22 protein-coding genes and 1 tRNA gene are annotated in these 22572 nt (G+C 59.7%); 5 read left to right on the top strand and 18 right to left on the bottom strand.

The genetic code is table 11. The annotated features are described in order from the left end of the window. The first annotated feature begins 80 nt into the window (after positions 1-80). On the top strand, positions 81-605 hold the full coding sequence (locus ACA069_RS00920) for an Mpo1 family 2-hydroxy fatty acid dioxygenase (protein ID WP_497615908.1): 525 nt from the start codon (positions 81-83) through the stop codon (positions 603-605). Positions 606-686: 81 nt separating this feature from the next. On the opposite strand, the gene ACA069_RS00915 is transcribed toward ACA069_RS00920, so the two are convergent. The 6 genes from ACA069_RS00915 to dibA form a co-directional block, all read right to left on the bottom strand. Further along, the gene (locus ACA069_RS00915; protein WP_497615906.1) at positions 687-1676 is read right to left on the bottom strand and encodes a sulfate/molybdate ABC transporter ATP-binding protein; all 990 of its coding nucleotides are present in this window, start codon (positions 1674-1676) and stop codon (positions 687-689) included. A 3-nt stretch (positions 1677-1679) separates the two neighbouring features. Continuing rightward, positions 1680-2552, bottom strand: a complete 873-nt coding sequence (gene cysW / locus ACA069_RS00910) for a sulfate ABC transporter permease subunit CysW (RefSeq protein WP_305440789.1) — start codon at positions 2550-2552, stop codon at positions 1680-1682. A 12-nt stretch (positions 2553-2564) separates the two neighbouring features. Continuing rightward, entirely contained in the window at positions 2565-3383 is an 819-nt protein-coding gene (gene cysT, locus ACA069_RS00905; RefSeq protein ID WP_095191636.1) for a sulfate ABC transporter permease subunit CysT, read from the bottom strand. 70 nt (positions 3384-3453) lie between these two features. After that, positions 3454-4467 (bottom strand): sulfate ABC transporter substrate-binding protein, encoded by a 1014-nt coding sequence (locus ACA069_RS00900; RefSeq protein WP_401264719.1) that lies wholly within the window; start codon positions 4465-4467, stop codon positions 3454-3456. A 148-nt stretch (positions 4468-4615) separates the two neighbouring features. After that, positions 4616-4798, bottom strand: coding sequence for a sulfur starvation response protein OscA (gene oscA, locus ACA069_RS00895; RefSeq protein WP_022643503.1), 183 nt, complete (start codon positions 4796-4798; stop codon positions 4616-4618). Positions 4799-5104: 306 nt separating this feature from the next. After that, the gene (gene dibA, locus ACA069_RS00890) at positions 5105-7027 is read right to left on the bottom strand and encodes a phosphodiesterase DibA (RefSeq protein ID WP_497615903.1); all 1923 of its coding nucleotides are present in this window, start codon (positions 7025-7027) and stop codon (positions 5105-5107) included. Between the two features lie 146 nt (positions 7028-7173). Between dibA and desA the strand changes: the two genes are divergently transcribed. Together desA and ACA069_RS00880 are read left to right on the top strand one after the other, a co-directional pair. After that, a complete protein-coding gene (desA, locus tag ACA069_RS00885) occupies positions 7174-8358 on the top strand; it encodes a delta-9 fatty acid desaturase DesA (protein WP_401264713.1) in 1185 nt (394 codons plus the stop codon). Between the two features lie 143 nt (positions 8359-8501). Continuing rightward, a complete protein-coding gene (locus tag ACA069_RS00880) occupies positions 8502-9506 on the top strand; it encodes a GGDEF domain-containing protein (RefSeq protein ID WP_497615900.1) in 1005 nt (334 codons plus the stop codon). 112 nt (positions 9507-9618) lie between these two features. Here ACA069_RS00880 and ACA069_RS00875 read toward each other — a convergent pair whose 3' ends face one another. The 3 genes from ACA069_RS00875 to gabD all read right to left on the bottom strand — a co-directional run bounded on the left by ACA069_RS00875 (position 9619) and on the right by gabD (position 13876). Then, complete coding sequence (locus tag ACA069_RS00875; protein ID WP_489879619.1) at positions 9619-10830, bottom strand: HDOD domain-containing protein; 1212 nt, start codon at positions 10828-10830, stop codon at positions 9619-9621. Between the two features lie 140 nt (positions 10831-10970). Continuing rightward, a complete protein-coding gene (gabT, locus tag ACA069_RS00870) occupies positions 10971-12248 on the bottom strand; it encodes a 4-aminobutyrate--2-oxoglutarate transaminase (RefSeq protein ID WP_007917687.1) in 1278 nt (425 codons plus the stop codon). A gap of 185 nt (positions 12249-12433) precedes the next feature. After that, positions 12434-13876, bottom strand: coding sequence for an NADP-dependent succinate-semialdehyde dehydrogenase (gene gabD, locus ACA069_RS00865; protein WP_401264704.1), 1443 nt, complete (start codon positions 13874-13876; stop codon positions 12434-12436). Between the two features lie 444 nt (positions 13877-14320). On the opposite strand from gabD, the gene ACA069_RS00860 reads away from it, so the two are divergent. Beyond that, positions 14321-14397 (top strand) — tRNA-Arg (locus ACA069_RS00860). A 76-nt stretch (positions 14398-14473) separates the two neighbouring features. Here the strand turns inward: ACA069_RS00860 and ACA069_RS00855 are convergent. The 7 genes from ACA069_RS00855 to ACA069_RS00825 all read right to left on the bottom strand — a co-directional run bounded on the left by ACA069_RS00855 (position 14474) and on the right by ACA069_RS00825 (position 19025). Continuing rightward, the gene (locus ACA069_RS00855; RefSeq protein ID WP_489879728.1) at positions 14474-14758 is read right to left on the bottom strand and encodes a type II toxin-antitoxin system RelE/ParE family toxin; all 285 of its coding nucleotides are present in this window, start codon (positions 14756-14758) and stop codon (positions 14474-14476) included. A 20-nt stretch (positions 14759-14778) separates the two neighbouring features. Next, entirely contained in the window at positions 14779-15078 is a 300-nt protein-coding gene (locus ACA069_RS00850; protein ID WP_187680290.1) for a type II toxin-antitoxin system Phd/YefM family antitoxin, read from the bottom strand. A 140-nt stretch (positions 15079-15218) separates the two neighbouring features. Beyond that, positions 15219-15497, bottom strand: a complete 279-nt coding sequence (locus ACA069_RS00845; protein ID WP_497618174.1) for a hypothetical protein — start codon at positions 15495-15497, stop codon at positions 15219-15221. 20 nt (positions 15498-15517) lie between these two features. After that, positions 15518-16087 (bottom strand): hypothetical protein, encoded by a 570-nt coding sequence (locus ACA069_RS00840; RefSeq protein ID WP_497615897.1) that lies wholly within the window; start codon positions 16085-16087, stop codon positions 15518-15520. Next, complete coding sequence (locus ACA069_RS00835) at positions 16084-16665, bottom strand: RNA polymerase sigma factor (protein ID WP_497618172.1); 582 nt, start codon at positions 16663-16665, stop codon at positions 16084-16086. The genes ACA069_RS00840 and ACA069_RS00835 overlap by 4 nt, the downstream gene beginning before the upstream one ends. Before the next feature lie 29 nt (positions 16666-16694). Beyond that, the gene (locus ACA069_RS00830; RefSeq protein WP_497615895.1) at positions 16695-18374 is read right to left on the bottom strand and encodes a vWA domain-containing protein; all 1680 of its coding nucleotides are present in this window, start codon (positions 18372-18374) and stop codon (positions 16695-16697) included. An 87-nt stretch (positions 18375-18461) separates the two neighbouring features. Then, positions 18462-19025: a YbhB/YbcL family Raf kinase inhibitor-like protein gene (locus tag ACA069_RS00825; RefSeq protein WP_497615893.1), complete on the bottom strand. Its 564-nt coding sequence runs from the start codon at positions 19023-19025 to the stop codon at positions 18462-18464. A gap of 139 nt (positions 19026-19164) precedes the next feature. Between ACA069_RS00825 and ACA069_RS00820 the strand changes: the two genes are divergently transcribed. After that, on the top strand, positions 19165-20703 hold the full coding sequence (locus tag ACA069_RS00820; protein WP_497615891.1) for an FAD-dependent oxidoreductase: 1539 nt from the start codon (positions 19165-19167) through the stop codon (positions 20701-20703). On the opposite strand, the gene pgaD is transcribed toward ACA069_RS00820, so the two are convergent. Both pgaD and pgaC read right to left on the bottom strand, forming a co-directional pair. After that, on the bottom strand, positions 20687-21220 hold the full coding sequence (pgaD, locus tag ACA069_RS00815; RefSeq protein ID WP_489879615.1) for a poly-beta-1,6-N-acetyl-D-glucosamine biosynthesis protein PgaD: 534 nt from the start codon (positions 21218-21220) through the stop codon (positions 20687-20689). The genes ACA069_RS00820 and pgaD overlap by 17 nt on opposite strands. Further along, positions 21217-22572 (bottom strand): poly-beta-1,6-N-acetyl-D-glucosamine synthase, encoded by a 1356-nt coding sequence (gene pgaC, locus ACA069_RS00810; RefSeq protein WP_497615890.1) that lies wholly within the window; start codon positions 22570-22572, stop codon positions 21217-21219. Before pgaC ends, pgaD begins: the two co-directional genes overlap by 4 nt.

The raw sequence follows: 22572 nt of genomic DNA, 5'->3' as shown, positions 1-22572 counted from the left end.
AAACTCCTGATTGTCGGCTGCCTGACAGAACGAACGCTCAACCCGGGGCATGCTGCAATCACCCTACAGGAGGAACAACAATGAAAAGCCTCGTCGATCACTTGAGTCAATACGCCGCCTACCACCGTGACCCGCGCAACATTGCCAGCCACTTTATCGGCATTCCGCTGATTGTGGTGGCGGTGGCGGTTTTGCTGTCGCGTCCGGAATGGTCGTTGGGCGGGTTGTGGATTTCACCGGCCGTGATCGTGGCGCTCGCTTCGGCGTGGTTTTACCTGCGCCTGGAAGTGAAGCTCGGTGTGCTGATGACAGTGCTGATGGGGCTTTCGGTGTGGGCCGGGCATGTACTGGCGCAGCAGAGCACCATGGTCTGGCTGAGCAGTGGTCTGGCAATGTTTGTGATTGGCTGGGTGATTCAGTTTGTCGGGCACCACTATGAAGGGCGCAAACCGGCGTTTGTCGATGATGTGAGCGGGCTGATTGTCGGGCCGCTGTTTGTCGTGGCCGAGTTGGCGTTCCTGCTCGGGATGCGCCAGCAGTTGAAAGAGCAGATCGAGTCTCGGGCGGGGGCGGTGCGGGTCAATCCGAATCGGGCGGCTGTCTAGATAGCTTTCGCGAGCAGGCTCGCTCCCACAGGGAAATGCATTCCAAATGTGGGAGCGAGCCTGCTCGCGAAGCTTTTGATTTTAAATGCTGGCGACTTTCTGCCAGACCTTCGGCTTGAAGAACAGGGTCTCACCCTTGGCCAGGCCCGTCAGGCTGTCGTGATCCTTCACCACTTCGGCCTCGATCAGATCTGTCTGCCCTTCCACCTTCAACGTCACCCGCGTGGTCGCGCCCAGCGGCCGGATATCGCGGACTTCGGCGGCGTGGTGATCCTCCAGCTCATGCCGCGACAGCGACACTTCATGCGGACGGAACAGCACGTGATTGTCATCGCCCAGGTGCAGACGGTTCGAATCACCGAGGAAGTGATAAACGAAATCACTGGCCGGGTTTTCGTAGACGTCGCCCGGTGAGCCGATCTGCTCGATCACACCTTTGTTCATCACCACGATACGGTCGGCAACTTCCATCGCTTCTTCCTGGTCGTGGGTCACGAAAACCGAGGTCAAGTTGATGTCTTCGTGCAAACGCGCGAGCCAGCGGCGCAGTTCTTTACGCACCTTGGCGTCGAGGGCGCCGAAGGGTTCGTCGAGCAACAGCACTTTCGGCTCCACCGCCAAGGCACGGGCCAGCGCGATCCGCTGACGCTGACCGCCGGACAACTGCTCCGGGTAACGATCCGACAGCCAGTCCAGTTGCACCATGTTCAGCAGCTCGTGGACCTTGGTCGCGATCTGGCTTTCGCTCGGGCGCTGGTTTTTCGGTTTCATGCGCAGGCCGAACGCGACGTTGTCAAACACGGTCATGTGGCGGAACAAGGCGTAGTGCTGGAACACGAAACCGACGTTGCGATCACGTACGTCGTGGCCGGAAACGTCTTCACCGTGAAAAACGATGTTGCCCTGATCCGGGGTTTCCAGACCGGCAATAATGCGCAGCAAGGTAGTCTTGCCGCAGCCCGACGGGCCGAGCAGCGCGACCAGTTCACCGCTGTGAATGTCCAGGCTGATGTTGTCCAGCGCCTTGAACGCATTGAAATTCTTGCTGACGTTACGCACTTCGATCGACATGAATTATTCCTCCGCGGCGCTGGCGCGCAGGCGGTTGATACGGTTTTCGCTCCACTGCTTGGCCAGCAGGATAAAGAGCGCCAGGATCAGCAACAGGCTCGCCACGGCGAACGCGGCCACGTGGTTGTATTCGTTGTAGAGGATCTCGACGTGCAGCGGCAAGGTGTTGGTCACCCCGCGAATGTGCCCGGAGACCACCGACACCGCACCGAACTCACCCATGGCCCGCGCGGTACACAGCACCACGCCATAGATCAGGCCCCACTTGATGTTGGGGACGGTGACGTACCAGAACATCTGCCAGCCATTGGCGCCGAGCAGACGCGCGGCTTCCTCTTCCTGAGTGCCTTGCTCCTGCATCAGCGGGATCAGTTCACGGGCCACGAACGGCACGGTGACGAAAATCGTCGCCAGCACGATGCCCGGCAGCGCAAAGACGATCTGAATGTCGTGATCCTGCAACCACGGCCCGAACAGACCCTGAGCGCCGAACATCAGCACGTAGACCAGACCTGCGATCACCGGCGACACCGAAAACGGCAAGTCGATCAGCGTCACCAGCATGCTCTTGCCGCGGAACGAGTATTTGCTCACGCACCACGCGGCGCTGACGCCGAACACCAGGTTCAGCGGCACCGAAATCAGCACGGCGAACACGGTGAGCTTCAGTGCCGACAGCGCATCCGGTTCAAAGATCGCGGTAAAGAACGCGCCGAGACCGTTCTTCAAGCCCTGCGACACCACGATGAACAGCGGCAGCAACAAAAACAGGAAAAAGATCAGCCAGCCGAGACCGATCAGAATGCGCCGCGACGTGGCACTGCCGCGGCGCGCAGCGTTGGCCGAGGAAGCGGCCGCAATAGACGATTGGGACATGTTCGCGCCTCCTTATGGGGTTTCGATGCGCCGCTGCAGCAAGTTGATCAGCAGCAACAGGACGAAGGAAACCACCAGCATCAGCACGCCGATGGCAGTGGCGCCGGTGTAATCGTATTGGTCGAGTTTGACCATGATCAGCAGCGGCAGAATCTCGGTTTTCATCGGCATGTTGCCGGCGATGAAAATCACCGAACCGTACTCGCCAACACCACGGGCAAACGCCAGGGCAAAACCGGTCAGCCACGCGGGCAGCAGCGCCGGCACCAGAATATGGCGGAACACTTGCCACGGTTTGGCACCGAGGCAGGCGGCGGCTTCTTCGACTTCACGGGGGATATCGGCCAGCACCGGTTGCACCGTGCGTACCACGAACGGCAGGGTCACGAAGGTCAGTGCGAGGGTGATACCCAACGGGGTGTAGGCGATCTTGAAGCCGAGGTCGGCGGCAAACTGGCCGACCAGGCCGGCCGGCGCGTACAGCGCGGTCAGCGCGATACCGGCCACGGCCGTCGGCAGGGCGAACGGCAGATCGATCATCGCGTCGATGACCTTGCGCCCCGGGAAGGTGTAGCGCACCAGCACCCAGGCCAATAGTGTGCCGATGATGCCGTTGATGATCGCGGCACACAGCGCGGTGCCGAAGCTCAGCTTCAGTGCAGCCAGTACGCGCGGCGCAGAGATGATCGTCCAGAACTGATCCCAGGTGAGCTGCGAGGCGTGAATGAACATCGCCGCCAGCGGGATTAGCACAATCAGGCTGAGGTACACCAAGGTGTAACCCAGCGTCAGCCCGAAGCCGGGTATGACGGGGGAGATACGACGCGACATAAAAGTCCCTGGTTAAAAAACGCGCGAAGCCCCGAAGGTAAATCCGGGGCTTGTTTATGGCTATGAAAACTTACTGCGCCTGATAAATCTGGTCGAACACGCCACCGTCATTGAAGAATTTCGGTTGCGCGGTTTTCCAGCCGCCGAAGTCCTTGTCGATGGTCACCAGTTCCAGTTTCGGGAACTGCTGGGCGTATTTGGCGGCCACGTCCTTGTCACGCGGACGGTAGAAATTCTTCGCCGCGATTTCCTGACCGGCCGGGCTGTAGAGATGCTTTAGATAGGCTTCGGCGATCTGCTCGTTACCCTTCTTCGCTGCGTTCTTGTCGACCACGGCCACCGGTGGTTCGGCGAGGATCGACAGTGAAGGCACGACGATGTCGAACTTGTCCGCGCCGCCATCTTCTTTCAGCGCCAGGAATGCTTCGTTCTCCCAAGCCAGCAACACGTCACCCTGACCGTTGTTGACGAAGGTGATGGTCGAGCCGCGAGCGCCGGTGTCGAGAATCGGCACGTGCTTGAACAGCGTCTGCACGTACTCTTTGGCTTTTTCTTCGCTGCCGCCGTTGGCTTTCAGGCCGTAGGCCCACGCGGCGAGGAAGTTCCAGCGCGCACCGCCGGAGGTTTTCGGGTTCGGCGTGATCACCGAGACGTCGTTCTTGACCAGATCGCCCCAGTCCTTGATGCCTTTCGGGTTGCCCTTGCGCACCAGGAACACAATGGTCGAGGTGTACGGCGTGCTCGCTTCCGGCAGACGCTTCTGCCAGTCGGCCGGCAGCGTCTTGCCGAGTTTGGCGATTTCGTCGATGTCACCGGCCAGGGCCAGGGTCACCACGTCGGCACGCAGGCCATCGATCACCGCACGGCCCTGCTTGCCCGAGCCGCCATGGGACTGCTGGATTTTCACGGTGTCGCCGGCATGGTCCTTCTGCCAGAACTTGATGAATTCGGCGTTGTAGTCCTGATACAGCTCGCGCGTCGGGTCATACGACACGTTGAGCAGCTCGTAATCCTTGGCAACCGCGGAACCGGCAAACACAGCGCTGGCCAGGGCGGCCAAAGCGTAACGGCGAATCGACGACATGGTGAAAGCTCCTGGAATTCTGGGTGGTGGCTTTTTCTTATGTACTGCTGGAATCGGGTCCCGCTGAAAGATCGCCGCCTTCGCCAGCTCGTGCACACAGCCCCCTGTAGGAGCTGCCGAAGGCTCGGGCCGCGATCGGACGATCTTTTTAGCTCGGCTTGTTGCCCGGCTGCTGCAAACGGAATTTCTCTTTGCGTTCGATCTGGACGACTTGAGCGTTGTGCACAGTGATCTCCACCGCGCCGAACCGCAGATCGCGCAGGGCACTCTGGATTTCACGCAAGATGGTGGCTTCGTCCTGACCGTCAACGCTGCGAAGGGATGCGCTCATGGTGCTGCTCCTTTGAATGGGATTTGCCTGGCAGTGGGCGGCACTGCGTTCGGCGTGGGAGCAATATAAGAGAGGCATAGATATTCTTAAAAAGACTATTTAAGAATGTTTATATAACTAGAAAACATTACGAGAGAGGGCAAGGGTCTGCACGGTGTTCATCGCGTTTGAAACCTGCATGAAACCTAGTGGTGAGGGGATTTATCCCCGATGGACTGCGCAGCAGTCCCATTTTTTGGGATCGCTGCGCGACCCATCGGGGATAAATCCCCTCGCCACAATAATTTCCTTCAGCCACAGAGGGGTTCAGCCAATCACCGGGGCGCGTGCCCAATCTATATCCAACGCCGGCACCGGCCGCCCAAACCAGTAGCCCTGCCCCAAATCACAGGCCTGCTCCAACAGAAATGCCGCTTGCTCAGCCTGCTCGATCCCCTCGGCATGCACCTGCATGCCCATGCTCTTGGCCAGCGCGATGATCACCCGGACAATTGCAGCGTCATCCTCGTCCCAAGGCAATCCGGCGACGAAACCCTGATCGATCTTGAGCTTCTGCACTGGCAAGCGCTTGAGTCGCAGCAACGACGAATACCCGGTGCCGAAATCATCGATGGCCAGACGAATGCCCAATTCGCGCAAGCGATGCATCTGCTCAAGCGCCACTTCCGGATCGTCCATCACCGCGCTTTCGGTCACTTCCAGTTCGAGATACGCCGGATCCAGCCCGGTATCGCGCAGCACCTGTGCCACCTGCTGATACAGCTCGCGCCGGGCGAAAAGCCGCGACGACACATTCACCGCGACAAACGCCAGTACCACCCCGGCCTGCTGCCATTGGCACATCTGCCGACACGCCTGCTGCATCACCCAAGCGTCGATTTCGGCGATCAACCCGGTGCGTTCGGCAATTGGAATGAACTCCGCCGGCGACACCAGACCGCGCTGCGGATGCTCCCAGCGCACCAAAGCTTCAACACCGATCAGGCGACCGGTGTTGAGGTCATGCACCGGTTGGTAGAAAACCCGCAGTTCCTGCTGCTCCAGCGCTCGGCGCAATTCGAAGGCAATCTCAACCCGCTGTTGGGCATGGGCGGTGAGTTCTTCGGTGTACAACGCGTAACCGTTACGCCCGCTGCCCTTGGCCTTGAACAACGCCGCATCGGCATTGCGCAACAATTGATCGGCGCTCAGTGCATCGCTGGGAAACAGGCTGATGCCGATGCTGGCGTTGATAAACAGTTCGTGGCCGTCGATGCAAAACGACTCCTTGAGCGCGTCGAGAATGCGCTGGCCCAGCGCCGCTGCCTGACCGGGCTGTGGACAACTTTCCGCCAGTACCGCGAACTCGTCGCCGCCGAGTCGCGCCAGCGTGATGCCGGTGCCGAACAGCACCTGCAAACGCGCCGCCACAGCTTTGAGCAAGCGGTCGCCGACGTTATGCCCGAGGCTATCGTTGATCATCTTGAAGTGATCCAGATCGAGCAACAGCAGCGCACAGCCACGCTTATGGGTCTGCGCCGAAGCCAGTGCCTGCTCGGCGCGGTCGCCGAACAGCAGGCGATTGGGCAGGTCGGTCAGCGGATCGTGGTGGGCAAGGTGCTTGAGTTCGTGCTCGGAATGCTTGATCGCACTGATGTCGGAAAACACCGCGACGTAATGACTGACCTGGCTCTTTTGATCATCGTGGATGACGCGGATGGTTTGCCACTGCGGATAGATTTCGCCGCTTTTGCGACGGTTCCAGATCTCGCCACTCCACTCGCCCTGGCTTTCCAGCGTCGCGAACATCGCCTGATAGAAACCCGGCGGATGGTGGCCTGACTTGAACAGACTGGGTTGCTGGCCGAGGACTTCATCGCGCTGATAACCGGTGATCTCGATGAACGCGCGGTTGACGTGCACGATCAGGCCCCGGCGGTCAGTGACCAACACGCCTTCGCGGGTGCAGTCGAACACCGCAGCCGCTTGACGCAAGCGTTCGCGATCAGCGTGACGCTCACGCAGACGCGCACCAATGCCGAGAAATTCGCATAACCGCGCCCGCGCCAAGAAGATCAGCCCGGCGCTGAACGCCGCAAAGACATAACCGTTGATCAGTTGCCATCGCGCCAGATCAACGGAGTTATCGAAGAAACTGTTTAATAAATAACCAGTACCTTGCAGCCAGACCGCCGCAAGTACGAGATAGAGCAGCGATGCACGCAAGGCATCGCGATAAGTGGCATACATTCGGCCGTCCATGTCCCTACAAAAAGGTTGGAATTATAGGTCAAGAAACATCCAGCGACTCTTATCTGAAAGGGCGACTGGTTTTATCTGTGTGCTTGGTGATAATGCAACGGCTGTTTTTATCTTTATCGAGGGCCCTATAGCCTATGTGGTACGAAGGTTTTCTTGGCTTGTCGGCCTGGTCACTGGTCGCAGTCACCCTGCTGATGACCCATGTGACAATTGTCGCCGTCACGGTCTATCTGCACCGTTACTCGGCCCATCGCTCACTGGAGCTGAATGCTGGCCTGAAACACTTTTTCCGCTTCTGGCTGTGGTTGACCACGGCGCAGAACACCCGCGAGTGGACCGCCATCCACCGTAAACACCATGCCAAATGCGAAACCGAAGATGACCCGCACAGTCCGGTCGTCAAGGGTTTGTCCACCGTTCTGCGCAAAGGCGCCGAACTGTATCGCGCCGAGGCCGAAAACCCGGAAACCCTGCGCATCTACGGCAAGAATTGCCCGGAAGACTGGATCGAGCGCAACGTCTACAGCCGCTATCCGCTGCTGGGCGTGGCGATCATGGGCGTTATCGACCTGCTGCTGTTCGGCACCATCGGCATCACCATCTGGGCGATCCAGATGATGTGGATCCCGGTATGGGCTGCCGGCGTGGTCAATGGTCTGGGCCATGCCATCGGTTACCGCAATTTCGAATGCCGTGACGCGGCGACCAATCTGGTGCCGTGGGGCATCCTGATCGGCGGCGAAGAACTGCATAACAACCATCACACCTACCCTAACTCGGCCAAGCTGTCGGTGAAGAAGTGGGAGTTCGACCTCGGTTGGGCGTGGATCAAAGTCTTCAGCTTCCTGCGTCTGGCCAAGGTGCAACGTGTAGCGCCGATTGCCCATCGCGTCGAAGGCAAGGGCAATCTGGACATGGACACCGCCATGGCGATCCTCAACAACCGCTTCCAGATCATGGCCCAATACCGCAAGTTGGTCATCGGCCCGCTGGTCAAGCAGGAACTGGCCAAGGTGGATCATTCGGTGCGTCACCAGTTCCACCGGGCCAAACGCCTGTTGTCGCGGGAAACCAGCCTGTTGGAAGATCGTCATCACGCACGCATCCAGAACATGCTCGAGCACAGCCAGTCGTTGAAGGTAATTTACGAAAAACGCCTGGCCCTGCAGCAGATCTGGGTCAAGACCAGCGCAAATGGCCACGACATGCTCGCCGCCATCAAAGAATGGATTCACGAGGCCGAAGCCAGTGGCATCCAGTCCCTGCGCGAATTTGCCGACCAGTTGAAAACCTACTCGCTACGTCCTGCGGCAGTCTGAGACCGTTGATCGGTGCGCCCGAACTCCCGGGCGCACCCTTCGGAACTTCACCCTAAATCCCCTATCTCAAAGACTTCGCCATTCCGGCGGGTTTAGGCGTGGCCGTTGTTGTCGACACGGCACGCTCTCTGAGATCTGTGCCGATGGTCAATAACAACCAAAAAGACTCATCCCTCCCGCAGTGGCCCGAGGCCGCGCAAACCTTGATGGCGCTGATGCACGCCCAAGGCGAAGTCGCCCGCCTCAGTGAGCGCGAACAACTGTTCAGCTCGCTTCTGGTCAGCGTCAACGCCGTGCTATGGGCCTTCAACTGGGAAACCCGTCAGGTGCTGTACGTCAGCCCGGCCTATGAGCGGATTTTCGGCCGCTCAGCAGGGCTCTTGCTCGCCGACTACAACCAGTGGCGCGACAGCATCTACCCTGATGATCTGGACTACGCCGAACGCAGCCTCGCCGAAGTGCTGCACCAAGGCGCCGTGGAAGATCGCGAGTACCGCATCATCGCCGCCGACGGCCAGGTGCGCTGGCTCAGCGACAAATGCTTTATCAATCGTCAGGACGAACCCGGGCAACCGGTGATTATCGTCGGCATTGCCGAGGACATCACCGACAAAAAACAGATGGAAACCGAACTGCAACGCCTGGCCACCACCGACGTGCTGACTCAAAGCAGCAACCGCCGACACTTCTTCGAATGCGCCCATCACGAATTCGAACAGGCACGCCTGCAAGGCGCGCAGCTGGCCTTTCTGCTGCTGGATATCGATGACTTCAAAGTGATCAACGACAGTTACGGTCATCCGCAGGGCGACAACGTGTTGCAACAGATCGCCGAGTGCGGCCGTGGCTCGCTACGCCGGGGAGATCTTTTCGGGCGCATTGGTGGCGAAGAGTTTGCGGCGGTGTTCCCCGGTTGCGCGCCAGACATGGCCATGCAGGTAGCCGAGCGGCTACAACAGCAGATTCAGCGTTTGAACTTCAGCCATGAAGGCCAGACCTTTGGCATCACCGTGAGCCAAGGCCTGACCAGTCTCACGGCAGAAGACGAGAGCCTCGACAGCCTGTTCGCCCGCGCGGATGCGGCGATGTATGAAGCCAAGCGCCAGGGCAAGAACCGGATCATCTCAGCCTGCCCCCCCCACACATAACCCATGTAGGAGCTGCGGCACGCTGCGATCTTTTGATCTTGCTTCTAAAAAACAGGATCAAAAGATCGCAGCGTGCCGCAGCTCCTACAGGATTGGAGTTTGTCGAGGCACGTTACTTACGCATCCGCATCAACTCCGGCAACCCGATCTTGAGCAATCGCGCCGTGCGACTCTTCGCCAGTTCCTCTACGCCCTCATGCTCAGTCAGGCGAGCCATTTGCGCCGCCATGTTCATCACCAGCGCCTCACGGGAATACACTCCGCCACCGAGCTGGTAGACCGAGGCAATCAACTCGCGCAGCTCCAGCGGCAGCCGCCAGCGAGTGCGTAGCGCCGAACCGTAAGCCGCGCCGAATTCGGCTAACGCGTCGCCGACTTCCTCCCACTCATCCAACTCACCGCCCGCCTGCTTCCACTCCTGCAAACAGCGCAGCAGCGCGAGATCGCCCAAGCAATGCAGCATGCCTGCGCAATAGCAGCGCTCCTGATCCAGATCGAGCAGACGCGCCAAGGTGCGCGCGTACTCGGCGGTGTGCAGCGACAACCCCCAATAGCGCTCGGCGTAATCCGCCAGACACGGATCACTGAGCTTGGCGCTGCGCTTGAGCGCCAGACCCAGAATCAGATTCATGCTCTGCCCAGTGCCAAGCCGATGCAGCGCCTGCGCGAGCGTCTGCACCGCCGTGCCATGGTGTTGCGCGGCACTGTTGGCGGCGGCGATCAACACGGCGGTGATCTGCGGATCGGTTTTTATCTCATCTTCCAGCAGCTTCAGATCAAGGCCGTTGGGATTCAGGCTGCGTTTGACCGCCACCTGCACATCGGTCATCAATGGCGCGCCGTCAGCCAGCTCGCGGCGACGCTCAAGGAACACCGACAAGGTCATGCCTGGCGCCAATGTCGGCACTTCACAGAACACCTCTTCACCGGCATTGAGCAGCAAACCCTGCAAACGCTCGGTCAGGCTCTCCATGTTCAACGGCTTGGCGAGGTAGGCGGTGGGCGCCAGCGGCAGGGCTTCGCGCACGCTGGCGCTATCGGTACGGCTGCTCATCAGAATGAACGGCAGCGGCGGATTGCGTTTGCGCTGACGCACGCTGCGCAGCACGTTCAGCCCATCGGTGCCGGGCAATTCCCAGTCAACGATCGCCAGGTCATAGGGCACGTCACGCAGCATGTCCAGGGCCTGCTGGCCGTCGGCACACAGATCCACTCGAGCGTCGCAACGCACGTTCAGCAATACTTGTTTGAGCAGGTCACGAGACCATGGGTCGGCCTCGGCAATCAGCACTCGGGGTACGGCGGGTAAAACAACGGCAGTCATGCGCGCTCTCCCTTGCAATGCCTGAACCTTAGCCAATGCTGGCGATTCGATACAGCACTAAACCAAGGATGTGTTTCAAGAGGCATAAAAAAACCCGCCGAAGCGGGTTTTTTGTCTATCCGATCACACGGTGCCGGGCCTTACAGCTCCGAGAAGCACTCTTCGATGATCGCCAGACCTTTGTCCAGTTGCTCGTCCGGCGAGGTCAGCGGTACGAGTACGCGCAGAACGTTGCCGTAGGTGCCGCAGGACAGCAGGATCAGGCCCTTGTCACGAGCCTTGGCCACAACGGACGCAACAGCGGCAGCATTCGGTTTGTGGCTGTCGCCGTTTTCGAACAACTCGACGGCAATCATCGCGCCCAGGGCACGAACTTCGCCGATCACCGGGTACTTGGCCTGGATGGCTTTGAGGCCAGTGACCAGACGCTCGCCAACAGCCTTGCAGCGGTCCAGCAGTTGTTCTTCTTCGAACACTTCCATCACGGCCAGGGCCGCGGCGCAAGCGATAGGGCTACCGGCGTAGGTGCCGCCCAGGCCGCCTGGAGCGATGGCGTCCATGTACTCGGCCTTGCCGCACACACCGGCCAGCGGGAAGCCGCCAGCGATGGATTTGGCGAAAGTGGTCAGGTCGGCAGCAACGCCCATCTGTTCCATGGCGAAGAACGTACCGGTACGGCCAGCGCCGGTCTGTACTTCGTCAGCGATCAGCAGGATACCGTGCTGGTCGCACAGGGCACGCAGACGCTTCATGAACTCCTTCGGCGCGACGTAGAAACCACCTTCACCCTGTACAGGCTCGATGATGATCGCAGCGATGTCTTTCGGCTCGGCGTCGTTCTTGAAGATGCGTTCGATGGAAGCGATCGAATCGTCGATGCTCACGCCGTGCAGTTCGTTCGGGTACAGCGCGCGGAAGATGCCGCCTGGCATCAGGCCCATGCCAGCCGAGTAAGGCACGACTTTACCGGTCAGACCCAGGGTCATCATGGTGCGACCGTGGTAAGCGCCAGTGAACGCGATCACGCCGGCACGGCCAGTGGCGGCACGGGCGATTTTCACGGCGTTTTCCACGGCTTCGGAACCGGTGGTGACCAGCAGGGTTTTCTTGGCGAAATCACCTGGCACCTTGGCGTTGATTTTTTCGCACAGCTCAACGTAAGGCTCGTAAGCCAGTACCTGGAAGCAGGTGTGGGTCAGCTTGTTCAGCTGTTCGGTCACGGCAGCGATGATTTTCGGGTGCACATGGCCGGTGTTCAGTACAGCGATACCACCGGCGAAGTCGATGAATTCACGACCTTCAACGTCTGTTACGGTCGCGTTCTTCGCGGATTCGGCGAAGATCGGGTGAATCTGGCCAACACCACGGGGTACAGCAGCGGTACGGCGGGCCATCAGTTCAGCGTTAGTCTTGCTCATTACAGTCCTCATTCGCCGCTCATCGGGCGGCGTGGTTCAAGGATTAAGCGGGAGGAAGCGACGGTGGCAGCATGCGATGATCGACTGCCACGGCGTTCCCGGCCGCAGAGAAAATTCCGGTTTGAAACGACGCAAAGGGACAGCGCTCTCGTGCCCTTTGCGTTTGCAGCGATCCCTTTCTCGGCTTAGATGCCCAGGCAGAGGTATTTGATTTCCAGGTAATCTTCGATGCCGTACTTGGAGCCTTCACGGCCCAGGCCCGAAGCCTTGATGCCGCCGAATGGCGCGACTTCGTTGGAGATCAGACCGGTGTTGACGCCGACCATGCCGTATTCCAGGGCTTCGGCCACACGGAACACACGGCCCAGGTCACGAGCGTAGAAGTACGAGGCCAGACCGAACTCGGTGTCGTTGGACATCGCGATCACTTCGGCTTCGTCTTTGAAACGGAACAGCGGCGCCAGCGGGCCGAAAGTTTCTTCCTTGGCCACGGCTGCGTTTTTCGGCACGTTGGTCAGGATGGTCGGCTCGAAGAAGTTGCCTTCCATCGGCTTGCCACCGGCCAGTACGGTGGCGCCTTTGGCGACAGCGTCAGCGATGTGTTCTTGCACCTTGGCCACGGCTTTCTCGTCGATCAGCGGGCCAGTGGTGGTGCCGTCTTCCAGACCGTTGCCGATCTTCAGCTTGGCCACTGCCACTTTCAGCTTCTCGGCGAACGCGTCGTAGACCGAATCCTGAATGTACAGACGGTTGGCGCAGACACAGGTCTGGCCGTTGTTGCGGTACTTGGAAATGATCGCGCCTTCGACGGCCTTATCCAGATCTGCGTCGTCGAACACGATGAACGGCGCGTTGCCGCCCAGTTCCAGCGAGACTTTCTTGATGTCCTTGGCGCATTCCGCCATCAGTTGACGACCGATTTCGGTCGAGCCGGTGAAGGACAGCTTGCGCACGATCGGGTTGCTGGTCAGCTCGCTGCCGATGTCGCCGGCGCTGCCGGAAACAACGCTGAACACGCCCGCAGGAATGCCGGCACGCTGGGCCAGTTCAGCCAACGCGAATGCGGAGAATGGAGTTTGCGAAGCAGGCTTGAGCACCATGGTGCAACCGGCAGCCAGCGCCGGGCCGGCCTTACGGGTGATCATCGCTGCCGGGAAGTTCCACGGGGTAATCGCCGCGGTCACGCCGATCGGTTGCTTGATCACGATCAGGCGCTTGTCCGGCTGGTGGCCCGGAATCACGTCACCGTAGATGCGCTTGGCTTCTTCGGCGAACCACTCGATGAACGAAGCGGCGTAAACGATTTCGCCCTTGGCTTCGGCCAGCGGCTTGCCCTGTTCGAGCGTCATCAGGCGAGCGAGGTCGTCCTGGTTCTCGATCATCAATTCGAACCAGCGACGCAGCTTGCCGGCACGCTCTTTGGCGGTCAGTGCACGCCAGGCCGGCAGCGCTTTGTCAGCGGCTTCGATGGCACGGCGGGTTTCGGCAGCGCCCATCTTCGGCACGGTGCCGAGGATTTCGCCAGTGGCCGGGTTATTGACCTTGATCGTCTGACCGTTGTCCGCATCGACCCAAGCGCCATCAATGAAGGCTTGCTGGCGGAACAACAGGGTGTCTTTAAGCTGCATGTCGGCTTTCCTTAACAGCACCGCGGCCTGCGCGGAGCAAATTATGATTGTAGAAAGGCGCCTCGCAAGGCTGCCGTCAGGGAAATCAGTGACCGGGTGAGGCGCATAAGATAGTGCACGACTCGAAACACCTGCGCTTCAACACCCCATCAACGAGCGTTTGAAATCTCAAACGGATCGTAGGAGCAAAGGGGTTAAAGGACAATAGGGCGTTCGAAAAAAAGAACAAAAACGGCGTGTTTGTGGAAATTTTCAGATCAATGAGCAAAAAGCTCAAGCAGCAGCAAAACCATAGATCAGCCCCGCGAAAGCGCCAAGCGAGGGTTTTGCAGGACGTTACCGCTTTATGGAATGCAGCGGATTTATCCCGACACGCGCACTGACAATACGCCCCAAAACCCAGCATGGACGCCCCGAGCCGACCTAGGTATGATGTCGCCCGCTGCACCAGTAGCTCAGCTGGATAGAGTACTGCCCTCCGAAGGCAGGGGTCGTGGGTTCGAATCCCGCCTGGTGCACCACTGATTTAAACGAAAAAGCCCCGGACTGTGATGGTCCGGGGCTTTTTTGTGGGCGTTGGTTTTCAGCCTGATCTGGCTAGCGATCCGGGGTGTGGGGATCGAGTACTCGAGCGATGTCTCGCGCGCTATGCAGAACCCTCTCTATCTGAACATCTCTCTCAACAAGTGAGTAAAAAATCAGGTAGCGACCGTGGGCGATCATTTTCAGCCCCCTGGCACACTCCTCTCGGGAAACTCCTTGATTCGGTTGGCTGGTCAACTGATCACAGCGCACACGCAACTCACCAACGAAGGTCCGAGCACGTCCAGGGTTGTCACGAGCGATAAAGCGGGCGATCTGTTGCAGATCCTCTCGAGCCATTGCGGAAAATAACAACCGCGTCATAAGCGATTTTGCTCAGCTTCGATGTCATCTATAAGCGCATCAATCTCAGCAAAAACGGTGTCGGCTGCGACCGCCGGACGAGGATCGTTACGACTTGCAGCGATTGCCTCGCGCAATTCAGCCGCTCGCAAGCGATCCAGCAACTCCTGATAAGTGGCATGGGCCAAGAGATAGGCAGCTGGGCGATTATGGTTGAGAACGGCGATGGGCTCCGAACCGGCAAGCTCGATCACAGTACTGGGGCTGCGTTTCAGTTCAGTAATGCTTACTGAACGACTAGCCAGCAGGTGCTCCATGACGCCTCCAAAAGTACGAAAAACAGTACCTTATAGTGCCCCTTTTCAGCACGGAGGGTCAACGAACAGATAAATGGACAATGGCAGCTGGAAACTCAGGGGGAGGAAATGATTTTTTAAAGGGAATTCCTCAAACAGCTTCACTCCGTCGTCCAATCAAACTCATCGTAATCCTCATCCTCATCCTCTTCTTCCTCCTCCCCAACCTCCTCTTCAAAGACGTCCTGTTCCTCAAGCACATCCTCTTCCTGCTGGCTCAGCAGAAATTCCTTACGCGCTTCAGTAATCGCGCGGCGCATCTCTTCGCCCTTTTGCGGGCAATTGAGGAGTTGGGCGATGCGGTCGATTTTTGGTGCCACGGTGTTCTCCAGCGCTTCAGCTATGGCCCGATAGTGCGCGTTTTTGCGGGGCAATGCCAAATGGCTGGGCGAACAGGCGGTCAATTCTGCTGGATTTTTTCCAGTCGGGCGTCGAGGTCGGCGTTGGGGTAGCGTTTGTGCAGGTTGTTGAACAGGGTGTCGGCCGCTTTTGATTCGCCGGATTCGCGCAGGCGCAGGACTTCGCGCAGTTGTTCGTCGAGGCCGTTGGCCGGGGCGGCGGCGCGTTTGCTGGTTTTGGCTTCGTCGGCACTGAACGCTTCGCTTTGCATCGGCGCGGCCATTTCTGCCATCGGCGCGGGAGCGGACAATGCTTCGGGCGCTTGTTTGCGAGCCATCGGCGCAGCGGGTTTGGCGGCCGGGGCGAAGTCAAATTGCGGCTGCGGTTCGGGGGCGCGTTGCACCAGTGAGAGCATCAGTGCGACGCCGACGAGGCTGGCGAACGCGACTTGCCAGCGCGGTTTGCGGCAAGCATCCAGCCAGCGTTGCCACAGGCTTGGTTTCGGCGCGGGAGTTTCGCGGTGGGCAGCATTGAGGATGAACGCATCAAGGTGCGCCGGCGGTTCAACGTTGTGCTGTTCGCGCACATGCTTAATGACCGGATCTTCGGGTGTCTGGCGGGCGTCAGTCATGTCAGTACCTCCTCGGCCAGCAGCCGACGCAGTTTTTGCTGGGCGTAGCGCAAGCGGCTTTTGACGGTTTCCAGCGGTGTTTCGGTGAGGCTGGCGATTTGCGCCAGGTCGAGGTCGCCGTGGGCGCGCAGCAGGAACACTTCGCGCTGGTCGGCCGGCAGGGTTTGCAGTGCGTTTTCCAGGCGCTGGCTGTCGCGGCTGAGGCTCAGCAGTTGTTCGGGATCACTCGCCTCATCGCTGACCGCGTGCGCCTGTTCGTCATAGCTGTCGTGCAGCGGTTGATGGGCGCCGTGCTTGCGCCAGTGGTCGATCAGGCGATTGCGGGCAATCTGGAACAACCAGGTACGAAATGTCGCTCGGCCTTGTGGCTGACTGGTGCTGCGGATCAGGCTCAGCCAGGTTTCCTGAAAGACTTCGTCGGCCAGTTCCGGTTTGCCGCTCAAACCGAGCAGAAATCGATAAAGGCCCTGACGATGACGGGCATACAAGATCTCGAACGCCACGCCGTCGCCCTCGCGATAACGCGCCAGCAGCGTTTCATCGCTGCTGGCGGCCGGGCTGTCTGGCGAAGCAAACAGCTGACTGATGAAGCCTTTCAGACGACTCACTATTCAATCCGTCGCTCAGTGGGCAGCGTATTCGATGCAGTTGAAGTGCGCAGGCTTTGCGTCAGTTCGACCAGTTGCACGAACTCGTTGCGCAGGCCAAAACGATCATCGCCCCGCGCGCCGCGAGCCAGCGCTTCGGTGTCTTTCAGGCTGAAGTCGCCCGTGTAGCGAGCATCCTTGAGTTGCTGGGAAAACGCAGCGACGGCGGCGGCAAAGCGCAGGTCCTCGCTGGCCGGTGCGACCTGATTGGCTATCGGCCGCTCGATCAGCCGACTTTTCCCACCTTCGGGCTGTTGATATCGCACACGCAGCATCGCCAATTCCCCGTTCTTCTCGGCAACAGCCGCACTCGATTTGCCGTAGCGCAGCGGTTCCAGCCAGCCCTTCTCGCCCGCCGGGACAATTTCATACAGTGCGGTCACCGTGTGTCCTGCGCCGATTTCGCCGGCATCGACATTGTCATTGCTGAAGTCCTCACGCTTGAGCGCACGGTTTTCGTAGCCGAGCAGGCGGTATTCGCTGACCTGCGCCGGGTTGAATTCCACCTGCAGTTTGACGTTTTTCGCCACCACGGCAAGGGTCGAACCGAGTTGATCGACCAGCACTTTGCGCGCCTCGCGCAGGTTGTCGATGTAGGCGTAGTTGCCATCGCCTGCATCGGCCAGTTGTTCCATCAAGTGTTCATTGTAGTTATCCACACCAAAACCCAGGGTGGTCAGGGAAATACCGGTTTTACGTTTATCCACAGCCATTTGTTTAAGGCTGTCAAAGTCGCTGACGCCGACGTTGAAGTCGCCGTCGGTGGCCAGCAGGATACGGTTGATGCCTTTGGGAATGAACGCTTGTTGTGCCATTTGATAGGCCAGTTCGATGCCCGACGCGCCAGCGGTCGAGCCACCCGCCGTTAACTGCTCGATGGCGGTACGAATCTTGGCTTTTTCCCGTCCGGAAGTCGGCTCCAGCACCACGCGGGATTCACCGGCATACACCACCAGCGACACACGATCCTGCTCGCGCAATTGATCGACCAGCAGTTTCAGCGTGCTTTTGACCATCGGCAGACCTTCGCGACGATCCATCGAGCCGGACACGTCCACCAGAAACACCAGATTGGCCGGGGCCAGTTCTGCCACGGCGCGGTCGGAGGCCTTGATACCGATGCGCAGCAATCGGGTGTGCGGATTCCACGGTGAAGCCGCCAGTTCGGTGGTCACGCCAAACGGCGAGCCATCGTTGGGCAATGCGTAGTCGTAGGGAAAGTAATTGACCATTTCCTCAAGTCGCACCGCGCCTTCCGGCGGCAGGCGTCCCTGATTAAGCAGGCGACGAACGTTGGCGTAGGCGCCGGTGTCGACGTCGGCGCTGAAGGTCGAGACCGGGCTTTCGGAGACGCTGTGGATGGGGTTGTCGGCCAGCTTCTGATACTGCTCACGCTGCTCGTCGCGATAGCCTTGTGGATAACTTTCCCGCGCGGGCATCGCAGCGAAACTGGCGATCGGTGCCGGGCGAACACTGCGCTTGGCCATCGCACTGTCGGCCAGCACAGCTTCGTGCTGCACCATCGCCTCAGGCTGAGCCGGCGCGGCTGCGGATTCCGGATTGGACGAAACACCACAACCGGCGATGGCCAACAGCACGCCGACCGCAACAGGTCGCAGAAAAGGCAGGGAACGGGACATGGGGGCTGACCTCGGGATGAAATTGATCATTCATCCACTGAGACGGGCAGCCCTTTCAGTTCGGGTTAAACGCGACTGAAAAAATTTTCAGCGGTGATAACGCCGCACTGCACTGCTGTTGCGCAGCACATGGCCTTTGATTTTTTCCATCAGCTCGGCGCGGGTCAGACCGGCCGGCAGTGCGTCCGGGGCCAGGTCGAGGGCGTAGATCTGGATGATGTAGTGGTGCGCGCTGTCACCCACCGGTGGGCATGGCCCCATATAGTGAGTGTTGCCTTTGCTGTTGGTGCCGCCGACGCCTTCGAACGCGGATTTGGCACCGACACCGGCCGCAATCTGGTGAGTCGTGGCTTTGATGCCGTAGTGAATCCAGTGATCGACGCCCAAGCCTTTCTGGCCGTCCGGGTCGTGCATGACGATCGCGTAGCTTTGTGTACCGGCAGGGCCGGCGTTCCAGCTCAGCGCCGGCGACTGGTTCTTGCCGCCGCAACCGGCTGCATCGCTGGCCGCTGCCGAGGTGAACAGACGGTTATCGGACACACCAGGGATGCTGAGGGTGAAGCGCTCCTGGGCGGCCTGCGCCGGAAACTGCACGCAAAGGGCGACGGCAACGGCCGCCAGCCAAGGGTTGAGAGAGGTCAATCGGGTCATTCCGGGAGCACCTTGTGCAGTGGGGCCGTCGTCGGCCTGCAAACTATAGCTGTACCGTTCGTGCCGTGGCAGTGGCAAATGGCTGAACCTCGCACTGTTGCGCAAACTCGTAAGAGAAATGCCCGCGAGGAAGTCGAACATGTCCCTGCACCGTGTCGCCCGTTTCGCCGATGTCCCGCAAGACCGTGGCCTGGAAGTCAAAATCGGCGATTTGAAGATCATTGTGCTGCGCGCCGCCGGCCAATTACGTGCGTTTCAGGGCGAATGCCCACATGCCGGCGCGCCATTGGCGGACGGCGCGTTGTGTCATGGTCGGCTGATCTGCCCATGGCACAAGGCTGCTTTCCGTATTGAAGACGGCGCCTTATGCGAACCGCCTGCCCTCGACAGCCTCAAGCGGTATCCGTTGGAGCTACGCGGCGAAGAGGTTTGGGTCGATGATCAGCCGATCGCCGATCCGCAAACGCCACCGGCAGACGATTCACGCACGTTCGTGATTGTCGGCGCCGGTGCGGCGGGCACTGCATGCGCGGCGGCGCTGCGGGAAAAGGGATTTGGCGGGCGCATAAAAATGATCGACCGCGAAGCAGACGCCGGTTACGACCGCACCGTGCTGAGCAAATTTGTCCTCGCAGGCGAAATGTCGCCGGAAGAAACCCCGCCGCTGCGCGATGAAGATTTTTATAAAGAGCAGCGTATCGAGCGCATTCAAGGCGAAATCACTTCGCTCGACGCCCCAGCGAAAACCCTTCACCTGAACGATGGCCAAACCGTGAATTACGACGCCGCAGTGCTGGCCACCGGCGGCGAACCCAACCCCTTGGAGTTACCCGGCGCGGATCTGCCGCAGGTGTTCCTCCTGCGCTCAAAAGCCCATGCCGAACAGATCATGCACGCGGCCCAACCCGATCAACGTGCGGTGATCATCGGCGACAGCTTCATCGCCCTCGAATGCGCCTCGGCGCTGCGCCAGCAGGGTCTCGATGTCACGGTACTCGCCCGCCACGCGATTCCTTTCGCCGCCCAGTTTGGCGAAGCCGTGGGCAAAGCCATCCGCGCGCTGCACGAAGAAAACGGGGTGAAGTTCATCACCGAGCATGAGGCCGTGGAGATCACCGGTCACGACAAAGTCGAGGCGGTTTTGCTCGACAACGGCTTGCGGATTGCAGCGGATCTGGTGCTGGCCGGCGTCGGCGTGCACCCGGCCACCGAGGCTTTCACGGTATTACCACGGGAGAAAGACCATTCACTGCGGGTCGACGGCGGCATGCGCGTATCGGAAGGTCTGTGGGCGATTGGCGATATCGCTACGTTCCCGCTCAACGGCCAGCCACAGCGCATCGAACATTGGCGCCTGGCCCAGCAACACGCACGAATCGCCGCTGCCAATATGCTTGGCGGCAACGAGCACTATCTGGATGTACCGTTTTTCTGGACGTGGCACTTCGGCAAGAACTACGACTACCTCGGCCACGCCGAGCATTGGGATGAAGTCGAGTTCATGGGCGAGCCCGAACAGCCGCCCTTCCTCGGGCTGTTCGGTCAAAACGGTGTTGTGGTGGCCGCTGTGGCTTGCGAAGAGGAGCGCGCCATGGCGCTGCTGGCCGAGCGAATGAAACAGCCGCTGTCGATCACAGACGCCTGGCAGTTGATTCGCGAAGTCAGGTCATCCGGTTGACCGGCTCACGATTGTCGTCGTCTTCGGCATGCAAAAAGATCACTCGCGGGTGTTCAAGCGGTGCCAGCGGCGGCGGCAATTCGGCCTGCTGCACCGGCCAGAAATGCGTCACCACATGGCTGATGTCGCCTTCCTGATCGTTGTGAATGGTCATCACCCCCGGGGTGCGCAGCTTTTGCAAGCGGTCGTCGCACAGTTTGAAACTCTTGCTCAGCCCCTCATCGTCGACCACCGGCGCCGGCAGTCGGCGCTGGGCGAAGCTGCGGCTTTTGCGGTGCTGATAACGCGCCCAAGTAATGAGGATCACCGCGTTCACCACCGCCACCCACAGATAAATCTGCAAGGTGCCGAGCGCATCAAACGCCGAGCTATCAATCCGCGGCCCACCTTCGTGGGTTTCGATCAATGGCCACAGGCCTTGCACCAATAGATACAGCAGGCCAACCCAAGCGATAACGGTGAAGATCACATCGATCACGACCAGAAACGGCCGTTGGCGAGTCCGGATGATTTTCATTTGATGACCTCCTCTTCGTCGTCCCCGATCGGCTTTATGCCACGGTCAGGGCTGACCCAGCGCGCACGCTTCTGATGTTGGCCAAACAGCACCTTGGGAAAACTGACCAGCGTGGTCAGCAGGCTGACAAACCAGAACGCAATCGGATACCAGACCACCCAGAACATGGTCTTGCCCAACCCCGGCTCATAGCGCCGGTCAATGATGATGCTGACGGCAAACTGCAACAGGCAGACAAAGGCCAGCAGCAACCCGGTAAACGCCGGCGGCATCAGGTGATCCACCGCAATGGCTTCGGGCATGACCACAAACTTGCCGACGCCCCAGAAGATCACCGACAACAGGAAAGTGAACGCCCAACCGGTGGACAGGCAGTATTCGAACAGCAACGGCCACAGGTAACGATGGCGGTACTGCCAGATGCCACGAATGTTCTTGAACAACACCTCGGCGCCGCCCTGAGCCCAACGCAAGCGCTGCTTCCACAGACCGCCGAGGGTTTCCGGCATCAGAATCCAGCACAGCGCGCGTGGCTCGTAGAAGATGCTCCAGTGATCGAGTTGCAGCTTCCAACTGATGTCGATGTCTTCAGTGATCATGTCCGGGCTCCAGTAGCCGACCCGGTGCAGGGCCGTGCGACGGAACGCGACGATCACGCCCGACACCGTAAAGATCCGCCCGAACACTCGTTGTGTGCGTTTGATCAAACCGATGATCGACGAGAACTCCCCGACCTGCACCCGCCCGACCAGCGTGGAGCGTGTGCGAATCCGTGGATTGCCGGTCACTGCGCCCAACCGCGCGTTATCGAGCATCGGCGCGACCAGATAGGCTGCGGTGTTCGGCGCCAGCAGCGCGTCACCATCGATGCACACCAGATACTCACTGCGCGCCGCGATGGCTCCCATTCGCAGGGCGACGGCCTTGCCCTGGTTTTCCGCCAGGTGCAGCACCCGCAGCCGTGGGTCTTCCTTGGCGATCCTGTCCAGCACTTCGGCGGTGTTGTCCTTGGAGCCGTCGTTGATCGCGATGACTTCGATGTTCGGGTAGTGCTGGGCCAGCGCCGCGTGAATCGTGTCGGCAGCGTTGTCGCCTTCGTTGTAGCAAGGAATCAGGATCGAGATCAGCGGTTCGCCCGCCAGCGGCGGCGGCAGGGTGTCGTCCTTCCACGGCCAGTGGCGTTCCCAGTGCAGCCAGAAATACAGGCCACCGGCAATCCACAACCCCGACATGAACAACGGGTAGAAGAACACGAAGTCCATCAGGAACTGGCCGGTGACGAGGAAAATCAGTCCCAGCGGCACGCCGAGGACGAGCGCCAGAACAAGCAGGGCTAACAGTCTATCCAGCAT

The sequence above is a fragment of the Pseudomonas sp. LBUM1652 genome, from assembly GCF_059716105.1.
The sequence above is the reverse complement of the archived record's forward strand: the minus strand, read 5'-3'. Positions and strand labels throughout refer to the sequence as shown.